The sequence below is a fragment of the Flavivirga amylovorans genome (assembly GCF_030540875.1).
Taxonomy (GTDB): Bacteria; Bacteroidota; Bacteroidia; order Flavobacteriales; family Flavobacteriaceae; genus Flavivirga; species Flavivirga amylovorans.
The window spans coordinates 320,224-338,424 of the sequence record NZ_JAUOEM010000002.1; the positions used below are offsets into that span (position 1 = coordinate 320,224).

Annotated in this window: 7 protein-coding genes; 1 reads left to right on the forward strand and 6 read right to left on the reverse strand. The window is 34.6% G+C overall.

The genetic code is table 11. The annotated features are described in order from the left end of the window. Positions 1-28 precede the first annotated feature (28 nt). From Q4Q39_RS06575 to Q4Q39_RS06600, 6 genes are all read right to left on the reverse strand, one after another. Positions 29-4,387, reverse strand: a complete 4,359-nt coding sequence (locus Q4Q39_RS06575) for a DUF6443 domain-containing protein (protein ID WP_303281618.1) — start codon at positions 4,385-4,387, stop codon at positions 29-31. 337 nt (positions 4,388-4,724) lie between these two features. Beyond that, a complete protein-coding gene (locus Q4Q39_RS06580; RefSeq protein ID WP_303281619.1) occupies positions 4,725-8,363 on the reverse strand; it encodes a hypothetical protein in 3,639 nt (1,212 codons plus the stop codon). A gap of 705 nt (positions 8,364-9,068) precedes the next feature. Continuing rightward, positions 9,069-10,604, reverse strand: coding sequence for an alpha-L-fucosidase (locus tag Q4Q39_RS06585; protein ID WP_303281620.1), 1,536 nt, complete (start codon positions 10,602-10,604; stop codon positions 9,069-9,071). A gap of 84 nt (positions 10,605-10,688) precedes the next feature. Beyond that, entirely contained in the window at positions 10,689-13,109 is a 2,421-nt protein-coding gene (locus Q4Q39_RS06590) for a glycoside hydrolase family 2 protein (RefSeq protein WP_303281621.1), read from the reverse strand. Positions 13,110-13,121: 12 nt separating this feature from the next. Then, the gene (locus Q4Q39_RS06595) at positions 13,122-14,300 is read right to left on the reverse strand and encodes a glycoside hydrolase family 88 protein (RefSeq protein WP_303281622.1); all 1,179 of its coding nucleotides are present in this window, start codon (positions 14,298-14,300) and stop codon (positions 13,122-13,124) included. 539 nt (positions 14,301-14,839) lie between these two features. Next, complete coding sequence (locus Q4Q39_RS06600; RefSeq protein WP_303281623.1) at positions 14,840-16,201, reverse strand: BNR-4 repeat-containing protein; 1,362 nt, start codon at positions 16,199-16,201, stop codon at positions 14,840-14,842. Positions 16,202-16,361: 160 nt separating this feature from the next. On the opposite strand from Q4Q39_RS06600, the gene Q4Q39_RS06605 reads away from it, so the two are divergent. Continuing rightward, positions 16,362-18,191, forward strand: coding sequence for a glycoside hydrolase family 2 protein (locus tag Q4Q39_RS06605; protein WP_303281624.1), 1,830 nt, complete (start codon positions 16,362-16,364; stop codon positions 18,189-18,191). Positions 18,192-18,201: the final 10 nt, after the last annotated feature.

Consider the following 18,201-nt stretch of genomic DNA (forward strand, 5'->3'; position numbering starts at 1 on the left):
CGGGGATTTTCTTTAGATTAAGTTTTATTTATTTCCTAACATGTTCCATCATTCCATCAATGAATTCTCTCTTTCTTTCATTGTCTTTCCTTCGAGATTCTATAGATTTTTTTCTTTCCTCAATTCGTTTGGTCTGTTTATGTTGACCAAAATAATAAAACATTTTCTTTATGGATTTCAATCCTCGGCCATTCCTTGAAGGGTCTCCAGGAACAGCATTTTTAGAAGATTCTACTAATGCTTTATCTTCTTTTACCTGTTCAATTGAATCTATTTCATGCTCTAGTTTTGCTATTTCTTCATAATTTGATTCCATTGTCTTTTCTGCTTTTTCAATAAAACCAATAGCTTGTTTTTCAGATTCCTCTTTAATAGCCACTTCTTTAGGGTTAGCTATTGAGGTTACTTCAGGGTGTACATTCGACTTTTCTTCTCCATCTTCTCCAATAAAGTTAGCTCCTTGTTGGTTCACAACAATCTCATTTACTTCCTCTTTTGTATATCCCCATTTTTTTAAGTGTTGAGTATATAATGTCCATGCACTATCTCCTTTTTCAGCAGTATAAGTACCATCTCCATTATCTATCCAATCGGGTCCCATACCTAATTTATCAATAAAAAATATAGGATTGTTAACTGCATAAGCATAAGGTGATTGAAATGAATAATCTTCTGCCAATGGGTCAACAGTTACAAACCTCCCCAAAGCAGCATCATAGTGTCTCGCTTCATATTCATACATATCATAGTCAAGAGCTTCTTCGAGCTCTTTTCCATTGTACTTATACTTAAGCGCAGGGTTAGTAGAGTTTACAACGTTATTATACCCTTTATGTTTAAGTCCAAAGGGGTAGTAGTTGTTCTCTTCAAGAATTTCAGAATTATTAGTAGGGTCTACACGAGCAATTTTTACATCATCAAACCAAACTTTTCCGGCATGGTCATTATCTATCCTAATATTTAATTGGGTGATGTTAGAAGGTACACTTACTGTTTTCTCAAGATACACCCATTTCTCTTTGGTATAAGTTGTTTGTGAATCTAATAATGTATAATACCCCGTTTCTCCTGGTTCATTCATAAATAAGTAAAAATCAGCATTATTTCCTGATACATTTTCAAGATAGGCCCAGCAAGAATAAATATAATCTGTAGTTGCCGTATTATTTATTTGCACCCATTCATTACTGTGAGCGACGTTTTCATGATGAACTGTTGGATGTGGATCCAATCTTGCAGCATAATTACCTTGAAACTTAAAATTACTATCAAACTCATCTACATCCCAGCCCCAAGTGTGCCCCGTTCCATCCCAACCAGAGGCAGATTCAAAGCCATCACTAAACACAGTTACATAGTTATTTTCACCTATGATGGTTCCACTATTATCACTATCCTTATAACTCAACCTAATATTTCCAAGGTGGTCTCTGTACTGGTATACATATTCATAGCCATTTTCAGCATCCACATACCCTTCCTGGTGGTTAAAGAATTTCAAAGAACCGTTACCGCTGTCACCGATCCTATCATAAACGTAATTGCTAGCATAAAACGTATACTTGTTTGGGTTTCCGTTTTCAACTACCTTCTTCTCCAGTTTCACTCCAGTGGCATCGTAAATATAAGAAATAGTTCCCACATTTCCACCACTGTTTATCGAAACACTGGTTGGTAAGTTTAAATGGTTGTAGGCAACGCCATTTGTGACCGTATTTCCAATGCCCTTGTTCAGGTCCATTACCATGTTCCCATTGGCATCGTACCTGTAATCATCTCCCACGGTATTACCATCCTTAAAACCTTCATTTGTATCAGTGTTAATGTAGCCTTCATTAACTGTAAGCAATTGATTGCCGTCATAAGTATAGGCCAAATTATCCATTACAGTTCCGCTATTTGAAATTGAAGGATGTGGCATGTTTCTTAGCAAATTTAATATATTGCCATTGCGGTCATACTTAGAGATAAACGAACCGTACTTACTTGAAAAAGAATTATTCTCGCCATAGTATGCCGATACAAATCTATTTAATGCATCGTACCTGTAAGTGTAATGCTTTAAATCATTACTTTCATTGTTGGTCCTCCAGTACGTGTGGCTTATATTTCCATTGAAAAGAGAGAGGTTAAGAACTGAATTTGTTGATGGGTATTCTGGCTTGTTGTAGTTCAGTCCAAAACTGAACAAATCATTACCTTGGGTAGCGTTAATAGGGTCGTTTATACTTTTTAACCAGCCCCTGACGTTATAGGCGTAGTCTACCTCTTGTAATGGCTGGGTTTCCGTATTGCCTACATCCTTTTTAATAAGTTGCCCCAACTCATCATAATGGTTTTTGGCAATAAGCTCCTCACCTTGGTTATTGATATTTTGTTTTTGGGCAATTAAACGGTTCATATGGTCATAATCAAAATCATCTTCTATGGTCAATGTGGAATGGCCTGTTTTGCTATGGGTTGCAGTAGACTTTTTGACCTTTCCCACAAAGTTCAGTTCATTTTCAACAATATCGGTAGTTCCCAAATAATTGTTCTTACTAGCTGAGTAGACTACCTGCCCCTTGTTATCATAACCAGTAATGGTTGTTATCCAGTCATTGGTATCTAGAACCTTTACTTTGCTTCCTGTAGCCAACCCCTTGGTCCTTAAGGGTTCTGTATTGTTATGATTTACAACGGGCTTTCCGTCCGTGCCTGTTGAAGGTATGGTCAATCCATCTTTATCAAAGCCATAGTCATCATAATAGTTAATGGTATATATTTCTGCAACCCCATGCGGTATGGCTGTATTGGTATAATAAATAGTAGTTCCCGCTATGGTTTGGGACGTAGTTCTTTCTACAAACTGGGTGTAGGTGTTTGTATCGTTAGCAGAGTTCTGCATGGTAGCCCTGCTTACTGTACCTGGGTGTATGTGCAGGCCAGTGAAGGCTACCCTACCAAAGGCGTCATATTTAGTAAATAACCATTCATTATTTACCCTTAAATTGGCATCTTGGGTCATAATGGATTGATCCAGTTTATTGTACACAATATATTCCCAATCCTTACCCGGTATTTTCTTTTCTACGAGCCTATTCCTGTTATCGTACCTGTACTGATAGGCTAAATCATCTAATAAGGCACTCAAATCTAAGGAAGGTGGCACATAAACGGATTGATAATTTGAAAGTGGAACCTGCACAGTAGTGTCCAGCTCCCCATAACCAGAATACCCATCATATATACCAATATTAGTTGATGTAAAATACAGGTCTCCACCTTGGATATATGCCGTAGCCCCTACTACAGAGTTACCGTTTACATCTTCTACCATAATGTTCCCTATGGTCATATCAGGTAGTTCGGGAGGTAAGTTCGAATCAGCAATCTTTCCAGATTTAAAGGGAGTCCCAAGGGGGTAATCTTCTGCATAGATATATAAATTTAATTCCCCATTTGCAGTTACAGATAAAGCAACCTCGTTCCAGACATCCCCATTATCAAAAAATGAAACATTGCCACTATAGTCATTGAATAGATTTGTTCCTAAGTACGGTTGGGATATTTGTTGGTAAGTGAATAGTTTGGGTGGTAGTACATAGGTAAGGTTCCCAAAATCATCGTATACATAATAGGTATCGTACCATCTATTGATATTGAAGGTACGTTCTAAAATAATACGCCCTAGTTTGTCCTTGTATCCCTCGGTGGTATGGTCATTAGGGTATTGTTGGTTTGGTTGCCAGTTCTCGTCCTTGGTTACAGTTTTATACAGCTGATTTTCAGGGTACACTCCATTGTCGACCAATTGGGGGGCTTCTGTATCCCCTGTCGGGAAGGATACGCTATAACATTTTACATAATCACTATCTGCATTTGTGAGGTATCCGAACTTGATGGTATGGTCGCTGTCACTGTTTTTATTGACCGCCCAGTCCTCGCCTGGGGCCCCTTGTTCCAATACCCTGTTCAGCGGTGAAGCCTCCAGATGCTTTTCCGAATAGGGGTTTAAGGTGTTCTCGTATTTGGTGGTATTGTAAAAAGAAGTCGTGGCTACCAGAGCCCCCGTTCTATATAGCCCGCCATTGCTACTTATAGCATAGGGCAGATACTCTTTGTCCTGCCTGCCGAAAGGGTCATAGTCTATATGGGTAATGATGTCCTCACTTAAGCCACCACCTCTGACAGCTACACTTTGCATAGGGCGCCCTAAACCATCAAAGTATTGCACTGTTTCTATTCTATCGTCATCTGCCAGTGCTGTTTGTGTATCCGCACTTGTTAACCCATCAAGTGTTTTTACTTGATAGGCCGTAGCTTTAACATAATTTTCAGTAATTGTTTGTGCCATTGCCAAAGACGACACTAATACAGTCACTATGGTATATAACAATCTTTTCATAATCATCTTTTTATCGGTTATAGTTGTATTGGTTTTGTGATAATATATTGCAACTGGCACCCTTTATATAGTGCAATCGGTCAAAGTCATCATATTCATAACAATTGATGTTATTACAGCAATATGCCATGTTGGCGGTGCCAATCAGGGAAGTGCAGGTATAGGTGGCAAGTATAGTCCCGAATAAAGCCGCTGTGTTTTTAAGCGTATCTAAGGCCGGACGCAGGGCTTTAGGGATTGTGAAAACAATTGATATAAGTGCCATTATATGGTGTGATTTCATAGTCTTATGATCTTTAAGTTGAAAATTAACGGAGGCATTTAAATTAGATATGATTTAAGGACAATCCCCAATATTTATAACTACAGTACTGTAGGCTGTTTTTTCCGTGGTTAAATCTGTTACGATACAGGTCATGTAAATATTGGGGCAATCTAGCGCCCCTAGGGGCTCGGTTACCAAGCTCGCATTATTATATTCAGGTTTTCCATTTAAAGATACGTCTAGTAGCCACTCAGGGTTATCAACATATTTATCCCATTCATATTTGAAATTCCCGGATCCTCCAGAGGTATTTACTTGATAAGTTGCCCACGTACCAAACTGAATAGTATTAGTATTTTCTATAGAGTATGTAATGCTATCTATTACTAAAACATCTACGCATTCAAGGATAATACTGGAAGAACTTACATCTCCATTTACATTGTCTGTAACTATAACAGTAACTGTGAATCCCGGTAAATGATTACCTGTAGTGGTAAGATTAAAAACATCCGTAAAAGAGGTGTACTCGTCATTTATATTTTCATTAGATACCAGCCATTTATATGTAAAGTTACCGGAACCTCCTGTAGAGCTCAAAGTAACTTGAACATTATCACCAACAGCAACTCCTGGCGTAGGGGTGCTTAATTTGGTTTCAATACCAGGTCCCCTGGCAACATAATTATATGAGTTTTCAGATAAGATATTGCCATTGGTATCTTTTACCTGTTTTAAACGGTTAAATTCATCGTACTCATAATAGGCAACATAACCTTTAGGATCGGTTATACTTGTTATCCCTACTAGTGGGTCGTATGTGTAGGTGGTTACAAGAGCATCTGTTAGTACCGGCAAGTCCCTTAAGGCCCTTAAGGCCGACCTAAGTGCCCCCTCATTGCCCTGATGGTTCATACTCCCGTTTGTATTTATAATATCAACTGTTCTGTCATTATCGGCATTTGATAAGTTTTGTAAATTACTTACTTGGCCGGAAACTTCTGAATAGGATGCATTTTCTATTTTAGCTATCGGGTACTGGCCATTGTAGCCCCAAATGTAAACTATACGTGCTCCATCTGTTTTTGAAACCTCCACAGGTTTACCATTAGTCCCATCATAACCTGAAAAAGAAATTCTTTCTTCTGGCGGCGAGGTCCCTTTAAGGGATTCTATATCCTTTAATTCTATGATATTAGAAAACCATTCAAAATAATTATTCTTTAATTTAGAAACGGTCTCATTACTTTCTTCTATAATATTATTAGAATTCGTGTCTATAAAGGATGTGGTCTCTATTGGCAGCCCTACCCTGTTCTGATCTATCAATTTTTGCTCTGCACTAGTTGGAGATGCGATATCTTGTGGGTATTTAGTGGTTGTTTGAATTAATTGCCCCTTACTGTTCCTGGTTTCAGTTTTAGTGGCCTTCTGATGGGCAAAATTATCATAAAAATAATCCGTGCTGGTAGTGGCAATATCGCCGTTATAATAGTTTTCAATAGTTTCATTGGATAAGGTTTTGAAAAAAGGTATAATTCTATAAGCACCGTACTCATCTGTGTTATATTGAAACCAATAACCGTAACTGTTTGGGTAACTATGAAATTCTGGGTTATGACCAATCCAAAGTTCATGCAATTCATTTTTATTCCATTCAGTACACATAATATCAGTATTATTACCAAACTCCGTGCGATAGTTATAAGTCAGTTTTCTCTTTTGAACTGGGACAAAAGAACTTACTTCTTTTTTATAGATAGTTTCTTCCAGTAAATTACCTCTTTTCATGGTAGTAAAATTGATTGGAAGTGGTACAGAAACATTGAACCACGATTTAGGAAGATTTGCCCCAGTGATGTCAAATTTATATTCTGTATAACCAGATTGGTCGGCATCATTGGTTTCAACAATTACATTTCCATATCCAATAATGTTTTCAAAAAAATCAATAGCCTGTAGGGTGCTTTCAGAGGTTATTTTAGCAAAGGAAGTGACTACTGCATTCCACCCTGATTGTGGTACGCTCGCATGCATGTAGTATGTAAAAATACTATGATATGAAAATAAGCGATGGTTAAAAATATCGCCAGAGGAAATATTGGAATTGTAATCTGTGGTGTATTTATACTTATATGTTACGGGTGCAGCTATGCCCTTTTTGTGGTTTCTAATCTCTTTAATGCGTAAGCCTCCTACATGATAATTGCCATGGTTGTCTGCTACAAAATCTGAAGGTAATTCTTCAATAGCGGTGCTAATCATATTGCTTTCAAAATCATATTCTGTATAACCGCCGGTAGGGTATATTATTCTCTTTAATATTCCAAATTTGCACTTATTTGTATTTACTTGTCTGTCCGCACCTTCAAATACTTCATCTTTATTCTTTAAGAAGTTGAATACCGTCACTGTAGGAACTAAATTTTCATTAGTTTCTGCACCATTATAATACCCCCAATAATCTTGGGCACAACTTGTTCTCCTTGAAGGGATATAGGTTTCATCATATGAGAAGTAATGGGTTAACTTTTTTGTTGAAACAGGTGATAACTCTTCAAGGGATGCCAGTAACATCCACTTAGTATAACTAGGATCGCTATAAGGTGTATTGGCAATAACATTATCGCCACCACCTGTTAGATATTTATAATTAAACTTATATTTTTTTATACATGTACTGTGTTTGTTATAAACATTAATATATTGTAAGTTATAAGATGCATTATTATAGGATGTAGCTATGTCTTCCCTGGCAATGGGGTTTTCTTTAAATTCTACAGACCCATTTGCAAAAGTAATTTTAGATAACCTTTTTGTGCTGAAATTATAAAACCCTGCTTGAAGACCAAAATCCCCAAAACCATTACTTGGATAAGCAGGTGCTACTGTATTTGAGAGTGATAAGAATGAGGCGCCCAATGCTTCGTACCTAACACCTTTTCCAAATACAAAATTTGTGTATTGTTCATCTTCATATTCAAAAACGATACTGTCTTTTTTGGTTGCAGATAGTATCTTAGAGGCTTTCCATGTAGATGTAGTAATGCTGCCGACAATATTGGTATTTTCTCTAACATCAAAAATATACTCTTCTCCCGTTTCGGTAGTTAGCTTAAAGGTCAGTTTTAATGTTACCGCATCTCTTTCATAGGTAATCTTAGTATTTGTATGGGGAATGGTCACAAACTCCCGTATCGATTCATTAAACATAAAACGACCGCTTTCGGTTGGTAAATTGTAATAAAAAACGTCTGGTGATGCATCTCTGCTATAAGGCGTCTGATATAAGTTCTGTCTAAATGTAGAACCATTTGTGGAATTAAAATTAACTGCAACCAGTTGTTCAAGAGGATCAAAGTTATTATTTGGAATTATACCATATTCATCAGCAATACCTTTAACAGTTCTGGAAATTGATGGAATTGAATTTAAGGACCAGCCCAAGCCGACCCAAGAAGCTATAGATGTTACTTTATTACCACCTGCATGGTAACTTAAAGATAAAGGGAGTTTTAGTTCTGAGGACTCGATTGTGTAGAGTGGTATCCCAATATTTGGAACCCCTGTGAAAGTCCCTGATGGCATTTCCCCATATTTTGCAATAGACGCCGCATTGGGCGATAACGGGCTTAGGTCTGGCAACTCTTGTGTTTGCATTTTGAATGTAGCCAAAAACATAAGAAAATTGAACAGCAAAAAAGTTTTCATTTTAAGATGAATTTTAAAGATTTTCATCTAGCAAGTTATTTTAAACCGGGCCAATAGCAGTAAGGTGAAACCTTATTTCTTGTAAGGTTTAACAAATTTTTTTAACTATTTGATATTTAGTGTTTTGCGCGTGTAACAAGTCACGTTCTTTTTGTCAATAACGCTGTAAGGCATTGTGTTTACTGTAGGTTTTAAATTGTGAACAAATAAGAATCATAAACATTACTAAAAGTAAGGTCTTACATTACTTCAAGTAGTATTTATACTTAAATTTAAAGTGTGGGACATATTTTGCATTGCGAATTTGATGGGCACGGTGATTAAATAATTAATATCAACTATTATGTTGGTATTATATTGAGCAAAAGTTGGTCCATAAGTACCTGAAGGAACTTTTGAATTACTACTAAAAATTTGTCCACTTACTCCTGCCGCTTCTGTAACATGCGATTGTATTTTGATTTATGGCAGACTCCTTAGTGGGCAACCGCTGTAGTTTTTGGCCTATTACCTGTGTAGTTCTTGCCCAAAACCGTTTTTGGCTTTCTTTTTATAGCTGCCAATGTTGGTCATGGTGCCCCATACATGGGATGGTAAATTTTATCTGTTTCTAAAACAGATTATAATTTAAGATTTAATAAATACAAAGCAGTATCACTAAAAAATTATCGCCGGCAGTTTCAATAACAATTACGAGTTAAATTATTATTCAAGTTCAAATTTAAGTACAGTAGCCAAATCGTTCATTTCAACATCTGGCATGGTTAAATGGAAGGTTTCTGGAGTTAATTCCCATTTAAGTTCAGTATCAATATCGGTACCTAGTAAAGTAATACGCTTTATTGGTGAACGTGTAGGGTATCTGTGTAGACCTAAAGGTCTCATTTCTATACGTTTTCCAGATTCTGGTTTGCCTAAGAAAAAGGCATACATCGTTTTATTGTCTTTAGAGACTGTAAATCGTACATCGTCTGCAGTATATTTTGTTTTTGCAGATTGCCCTCCAAAATGACCCGCTGAAGTTTTTGCATTACCATATCCATAATGACTAAACGTTCGTGTTCCGTATACTGCTTCACCGTGTACCTTTAACCAATTACCAATATCTTTTAAAACTTGGCGTTGCTCATCTGGAATAACACCGTCTGCACGAGGAGAAACATTAAGCAATACAACACCATTTTTGCTCCAAACATCAATCATATTTCGGATTACCAAGGCGGAATTCTTGTATTCATGTCCTTCTACATACATCCAACGGCTTTGTCCTAATGTAATGTCTGTCATCCAGGGCATAGGATTGATTTCGCGACGCCCACCTTGTTCAAAATCTAAAACACTTAAAGACATAGGCATATCTTCTTGCTTATGACAAATTACTAGTTCTTTATCATGTTTTAATCCATTATTTAAAAAGTGCATCGCCATTTCTTGTCGATACTGCTCTGGTATCACATTTAACCAAGAATCAAACCAAATAATATCTGGATTATAGTTATCTACTACTTCATTGACTTGGTTTAACCAGTATTGATTGAATTCATCTATGGCTTCGAAATTCCCATAAAGTTTTCTGAGCTCAGGATCTGTTGTTGATGTTGGTAAATCTGGATGATATGGGTAATGGCTATTATAACCAGCTTCACCCCAATAATTTGGATTTTTAGCGTTTCTTTGACCATGACGCGCATGGTGAAAGGTCGCTATGGTTTTCATATCTCTTTTCTCCAGAGATTTAAAAAGCTCTCCCAAAATATCTCTTTTTGGTCCCATATCATAAGCATTCCAAGGGTTTATTTTACTTTGCCACATTGCAAAACCATCATGGTGCTGCGCTACTGGTCCAGCAAATTTTGCTCCAGATTCCTTAAAGAGTTCTGCCCATTCTTCTGGGTTAAAATGTTCTGCTGTGAACATGGGAATAAAGTCGTGATATCCAAATTCGGCAACATTACCGTACGTTTTTTTATGATATTTATATTCTTTACTGTCTTCAATATACATATTACGTGGGTACCAAGCACTACCAAATGCAGGAACACTATAAACACCCCAATGAAAATAGATACCTAGTTTTGCATCTACAAACCATTCTGGAGCCGCTTTGTGCTCAGATAAAGATTCCCAATTAGGCTTATACTGCTTTGGAGTCGTTTTGTTTTCATCTTGCCTTACTTCATTTTTACAATTAAATAAACTTGAAAAAATGACTATTACAATAAATAACTTCGAAATGTTCATTGTAGTTAATTTTAATGTTTAAATATAAGATATACTATATTAACTTATTATCAATTGGGAAATTAAGCTTATAAATTCTAAAGGTTATTTTTCAATTTCCAAATAAGTTCCTTTAAAATTTTGATTTAAAACCATAACATTGATTTTTTTTGATGTATTATCTGGAATAACTTCAACTGATGCTTTTCCGTTCGCCATATCTATTATATTACTGCCAGTTGGCGTACCTTGGTATTTGAGTAATGTGCCACCTTTCATACATTGAAAATAGATTCTGTCTTCAAAATCCAAACATCGTAGACCATTTCCATCATAAGCTATGGCAGTTACTAAATAATTGCCATTATTCAATTTTTTTGAAGTCAACTTTATCGATTTTGCTCTATCATTTTTAGTAAATCTGTAATTCACATGAATTGTATCGCTTACTACTTGGTTTTCGGACGAAAGACCTTCAGCAATCAGTTCGTTTTGACCTGCTTTAAACAATATGTTCCAAGTAAGTCCGGAAGCTGGAAATTTGTTTATGTCCTTGATTTTCTGCTCTAACTTCTCTCCATTATGGTACAATGTTACTGCACTACAATTGCTAAAAACACTAATAGTCCTTTCTTTTTCCTTGGGGCCTTGGCGCTCTGTCCAAGTATGTGATTCTATATATACAAAAGGCTCTTGTGCCCAATAGCTTTTAAAAACGTAATAAGCATCTTTAGGGTTTCCATCTCTATCAACCAATCCTTTTTGATTGATATATGGAATATCGTTTTCGGGTCGCAATGGGGTGCCAAAATCTTTAAACGCCCATTGTGCATTACCTACAAAGGAAGAGTCTGTTTCTGTTAATCTTAAATGCCAATCGAAAAGATCTACAATGTAGTTTTCGCTCCAATCTCCAATTTGGGCAATATTAGCCACTTTAACCTGTACAATAGGTTCTTCCCAACCATCCGATTTTATGAGATTATCGCCAGTAATAGGTGTTTCTGAATGCCTGCCTAAATGACTTGCTCCACCATATTCTGCATGAAGAAAATGTGGATATTGCTTTTTGTACTTATCAAGAGCTTTATGGTAACTTTTATAACTTCCAGAGTACCATCCAGACCAAATAGAAGGCGAAAACACATCCACAATATGAGCGCCATCGTAATATTTACGAATTGCCGTTTTACGTGTAGGATCTAAGTTATGAGCTAAATCATTTAACTCTTGAAGATAATCATTGATTTTATTGGTATTGTCGCCGTCTTTAAAATCTGGCAACCAATAAATTTCATTGCCCAAGGACCATAATATTATACTTGGATGGTTATAATTTTGGGTAATGATTTCTTTTAATATTTTTTTAGTATTGTTTTTCCATTGCGCATTTCCAACACCTCCTCTACACCATGGTAACTCATCCCAAACTAATAAACCTAACTCATCACAAGCTTTATATACTTCTGGATCTTGTGGATAGTGTGCTAAACGCACAAAGTTGGCTCCCATACTCTTGATTTGCTCCATGTCTTTTCTATGCTGTATATTACTCATAGCAGCTCCAACACCAGCATGTTCTTCGTGTCTATGAGTTCCTCGTAATAATAAACGTTTACCGTTTAAATAAAAAGCGCCGTAATCCTTAAATTCAAACCATCTAAATCCAACACGTTCTGATATTATATCTTTCTCTAATTGCCCTTCTATTAAAGCTATTTTAAGAGTATACAAATTTGGATGATCAATATCCCAAAGTTTAGGATTTTCAATGTTTTTGAAACTTATTTCAGAAGATGCTTGGGTAACTTTAAAACTATCAGTGGCAATGGTTCGATTTTCATCATCAATCAATGTAGCTTTCAATTTTAAACTAGGCGAAGTTGTGTAATTGGTAATATTGAAAGTGGCTAAAATTGAAGCGTTTTTATTAGAAACTTCTGGAGTGATTATCTTAAGATTTGTTATGTGCATATTTGGTTTGGTTTTTAGCCAAACATCCCTTGTTATACCACCAAAAATGAAAAAATCGCTTTTTTGTGATGGAATAACTTCTGGGTTATAACTGTTATCGGCTCTTACTAAAATGGTGTTTTTGCCTTGTATAAGAGCATTTGTTATATCTATGCTAAATCCAATGTAGCCACCAATATGCTTGCCAACTTTTTTATTGTTTACATAAATTTGACTAGTTATATTGACGCCTTCAAAATAAAGTTCGTAAATGGTATTGCTATTAATTTTAGGAATCTCTAATTCTTTTTTATACCAACTAGCATTACGTCTGTAACCAGGTTCTGAATCTGTAGCATCTAAATTATTCCATGTATGTGGTAAATTTATTTGAATCCATTTTTTTTGGCTTATTGCGAGATCTAGATTTTCTGTATTGTTTTCTAAGTATAACCAATTGTTATTGATATTTGTTGTTGTTCTCTGAAAATCTGTAACATTATCTCTAGTTGGATTACATGAAATAAGCATGAGTAGAGATAATGATATTGCTAGGTGTATTTTTTTTATCAAAAGAAATAAGATTTAGATTGTGTTTACATTTTTTAGCCTTAGAAGTGTTTCTAAGAAATAGTAGTCTGCATAAATTATAGGAACATCAACTTCATCATTTTTAGGCCAATTTCCAGTACTATGTTTTAAAATGAAAGGTGCATTAACGGAGGTTTCAAGTATGTATTCTTCGGATTTTAAAGCTTCTACTACCTTTTTACTATAATTTAGATACGTTTTATTTTTTGTAAAACCGTAGAGTTCTACGAGTGCAGCTGCTACTATAGTTGCAGCTGATACATCTCTTGGAGCGTTAGGTATCTCTGGATCGTGGAAATCCCAATATGGGATACCATCATCTCGTAATTTTTTATGATTTAAATAAAAAGTTGCAGTAGCTTCTGCTTGCTTTAAATAGCGTGAATCTTTAGTATACCTATAAGCCATAGTATAACCATATATACCCCAAGCTTGCCCTCTAGCCCAAACGGATAGATCATTTAATCCCTGATGGGTTACTTTCATTCGAGGTTGATAGGAAATCGTATCATAGTCTATAACATGAAAAATACTGTGGTCATCTCTAAAATGGTTTTTTAAGGTAGTATTGGCATGTTGTATTGCCATATTATGATAGGTGCTATCTTGAGATAATTTAGTAGCTTCAAAAAGCAATTCTAGATTCATCATATTATCAATAATTACTGGGAATTGCCATATATCTTTATTAAAATCCCACGACCTGATACAGCCAATGCTATCATTAAAACGTGTGCTTAAGGTTTTAGCACTTTTGATGATAATACTTTTATAGTCTTCACTATTGGTGTGCTTTAAACCTTGACCGAAGCTGCAAAAGACTTTAAATCCCATATCGTGGGTTTTGTCATTATGTTTTTCCTTTTCGATAAAAGCGGTCCATTGTTTTGCATGATGTTTATAGCTTTCATTTCCTGATAGCTTATAGAGTAGCCAAAGATTTCCAGGATAAAACCCACTAGTCCAATCTTTAGAAGGAACTTTTCTGATTTTTTCAGTTTCAAAAGAATAACTTCTAGGCATTGCCAAGGAATCTGGAGTGTAGCTTAATAGTATATCATATCTTTCTTTTAGCAAATTTTCAATAAGATCAGTCTTATTTGAAGATGGTTTGCATGAAAAAATTAGACCTGCGATAAAAAATTGTGCGATGTAAACAAAATATCTATTCATTACTTTTTATTAAAAAATACCAAAAACTTCAAAATCATTAAAATAAGTGTTAGGTTTTTAAATCCTTAACATCTTTCTATGTTTTAAAGCTAAATTAAAAACAGAAACAACTAGCTCTTAGAAAAGAAACTAATGATAACTACAAGCACAACTTCTATGTTGGTTGTTTTTAATTTAACTTCATGATCATGGCAAAAATAATAAAGCCTTTAGCATTAAAAATTCAGGAATAGAGTAAAATAGTCCTAAGATATAAATATACAGATGTAAGAAAACAGAAACAACTTATAATGTATAGTTTTGAAGTCAGAATAATTATAAATTACCAAACCAGCTTTTATGCTTGGTAATACAAAATAGGGAGAAAAAAATACGTAAAAGTAATATTAGAAGGTACTAACTTTGCAAGAATAGTTATATACATAATATATTTAGCAATAGAGTTCGTTTTTCAATAAAAAAACTTAAATAACGTCAGTTTCTATGTTAAAAACCAAATAAAAAGGCATTATTTAAACCTGTTTCAAGAGTAAAATGAACTATTCTTCTTTAACTTTTATTCTTAAAACGTCCATTTTTATACGTGTATTATAATCTTTATACTCGGAGTATCTATCGTTATACATCCATAAAACTTGGATTTTGGAATCTTCATTAGTGTCTTTTAAAACAAAAGGACGTACGTTATCTTTCATGGAATCTGAGGTTAATGCTGTTTCCTCCCAATTTGCACCTAGATCTTTTGTTTCAGCCGTAAAAATTTCAAAAATATCATGCACAGGTTTTGAATAATACACAATATTAGTATTGTTATGGTCTAAGTATATCCCTCCCGAATAATGAGGTTCTGGATCTCGCATTTCTTTTGTTCTATTATATCTAGGGAAAGAAGAACCTGCAGCAGCAATTTTTGAGTTTTTCCATGAAGTTTTATCCCATATAGCATAGTAATATTCATGTTTGGTTTCTTCAGGCAGCCGAGTATAAACAACAACTGGATTTCCTTTTTTGTCACAGCTTACATCCCAAATCCAAGCAGGAACACCATTTCTGTGTTCTAAAAAATAGTCATTAGCATTATAAACAACATCACATGATTCATGTTCAATAGGTAAAGCATCTAAAGTACCTACTACAGAACCATCTGCTTTATAAAATTTTCCAGCTTTATATTTTAAATAATAAATGCTATTTAAAGGTTCGTTACGAGGATGTCCATCTGTAAAAGCAAAATAAATTTCATCTTTATTATTACTAGAAACTTTTACATAAGGTCTTTTTAATCCATTTAAAGAAGATTTTATAAGACTTGTAGATTTTGACCAAGTCTTTCCAAAATCATCTGAATAACTAAATGTAGGCTTCCAATCTGCGCCTCTCCAAAACAAATAGATTCTGTTATTCTCTTCAGATAGTAGTACTGGGTTTGTATAGCAAAACCCTTTCGGGCCTTCCACATTTTCTGTTTTTCTTTGCAAAGGTTCCCATTCTGATATATCCTCAGGCTTTTTAGTAACAGCATAAAGTATTGAGGGTGCTTTTTCATCTTTTCCCATGCCGTTATGGGAGGAGAAGAATATCATTATTTTTTTATTTGGAAGTATTAAAAAGGACGGATTTGCATGATCATCTTTATTAAATTCTGGAAATAAATTTACTTCTTTAATTTCTGAAGTGTCTTGATTGTAACTTCCTACCATTATACTACCGTTTGAAGTTACCCAACCTGAATATATTTTATTGTTCAAGCTTACGGCGCGAGGATCTGCAAACCAACACCAAGCACCGTTACTGGTAAATGTTTTATATAAATCCGAAGAAAAGCTTCTTTCGGGTTTTTGAGCGAAACAATTTAAACTAAAAAAAAGTAGGGTAATCAAAGTGAGTTTCTGTAAATTCATACTAATATAATTTTTTTACAACTTAATAATTTTAAAAATACTATTTAATTCCCTTCATATTATTAAGATAATTACAGTTTGTGCATAGAATGTATTATAGTATACCTTATTTGAATTATAACATCAATAGTTTTTGATAATATTGAATACAAATAACATCATGAAAAAAATATTACAGTACACGAAAACAATTTGCTTGATAGGACTACTATTTTTTAGTTTGAATATTTATTCACAATCAAACAAAGAAGCAAATTCTCCTTTTATTCAAAATATAGATTCTAGAGAAAGAACCTCGTTAAATGGTTTATGGCAAATTATTATAGATCCATTAGAAAATGGGTATTATAATCATAGGTTACTACCAAGAGAAAAGAGCGGCTTTTTTGCCAATAGAAAAATGGAGTCACCATCCGATCTTATTGAGTACGACTTTGATACTGATTATCAATTAAACGTTCCTGGTGATTGGAATACACAAATGGAAAAGCTTTACTATTACGAGGGAACAGTTTGGTATAAAAAAACATTTGATTACATACAAAAATTGGAGAAAGAACAGGTGTATTTGTATTTTGAAGCAGTAAATTATGATGCCAAAATATATTTAAATGGAAAAATGATAGGGAGCCATATAGGAGGGTATACACCCTTTCAAATTGATGTTTCAGGTAAACTTTTAAAAGAAGACAATCATCTTGTAGTTAAAGTTGATAACAAAAGAAAACGAGAAGCTATACCTACTGTAAATACAGATTGGTGGAATTACGGAGGCATTACAAGATCTGTACATTTAATCCATGTGCCTAAGCAACATATCTTAGATTATACAATTGGATTAAAAAAGGGTAGTAAAAATGAAATCAACGGTCATATAGAAACAAAAAATGGAGTTAATGGCGAAAAGGCTACTATTACAATTCCAGAATTAGGGATTAATAAAGAGGTGGTCATTAAAAATAACAGCACCAATTTTACCATTAAAGCCAACCCAGAATTGTGGCACCCAAAACATCCTAAATTATACGATGTTAAAATCTGTTTCAAGAGTGATACTATTACAGATAAAATAGGTTTTAGAACTATAGCAACCCAAGGCTCTAAAATTATTTTAAATGGTGAAGCAATATTTCTAAAAGGGATAAGTATACATGAAGAAGCACCTTTTAAAACAGGAAGAGTAGCTACCAAAGAAGAATGTATTACGCTATTAAAATGGGCAAAAGATTTGGGTTGTAATTTTATTAGATTAGCACATTATCCGCATAGCGAAAGTATGGTAAAAGAAGCGGAAAAAATGGGATTTTTAATTTGGTCTGAAATTCCTGTATACTGGACTGTGCTTTTTGACAATCCAGTTACATACGATAATGCTGAACAACAGTTGTTTGAAATGATATCCCGTGATAAAAATAGAGCAGCTATTATATTATGGTCTATTGCAAATGAAACTCCTGAAGGAAATGATAGATTGGACTTTTTATCTAAACTATCAAAAAAAACTCGACAATTAGATGATTCAAGATTAATAACAGCAGCCTTAGATACGCAAACAGGAAGTAAAAATGAAAAAATTATAGAAGACAAATTAGGCAATTATGTAGATGTAATAGGTATAAATAGTTACTGTGGCTGGTATAGCGGAGCGCCAGAATCATGCAATACGCTACGTTGGAAAAATCATTTTAATAAACCTATGATTATGAGTGAACTTGGTGGCGGTGCTTTACAAGGGCTTCATGGAGAACCTAATCAACGTTGGACCGAGGAGTACCAAGAAGCTGTTTACATAAATAATATAGAAATGCTTCGGAATATCGATTTTTTAAGTGGTGTATCTCCATGGATATTAATGGATTTTAGATCTCCTCGAAGACACTTGAGAAGAGTACAAAAAGACTTTAACAGAAAGGGATTAATCTCTGAACAGGGCATTCCTAAAAAGGCATTCTACACCTTGCAAGAATATTACAAAAACGAAAACAATTAAATACTAATTT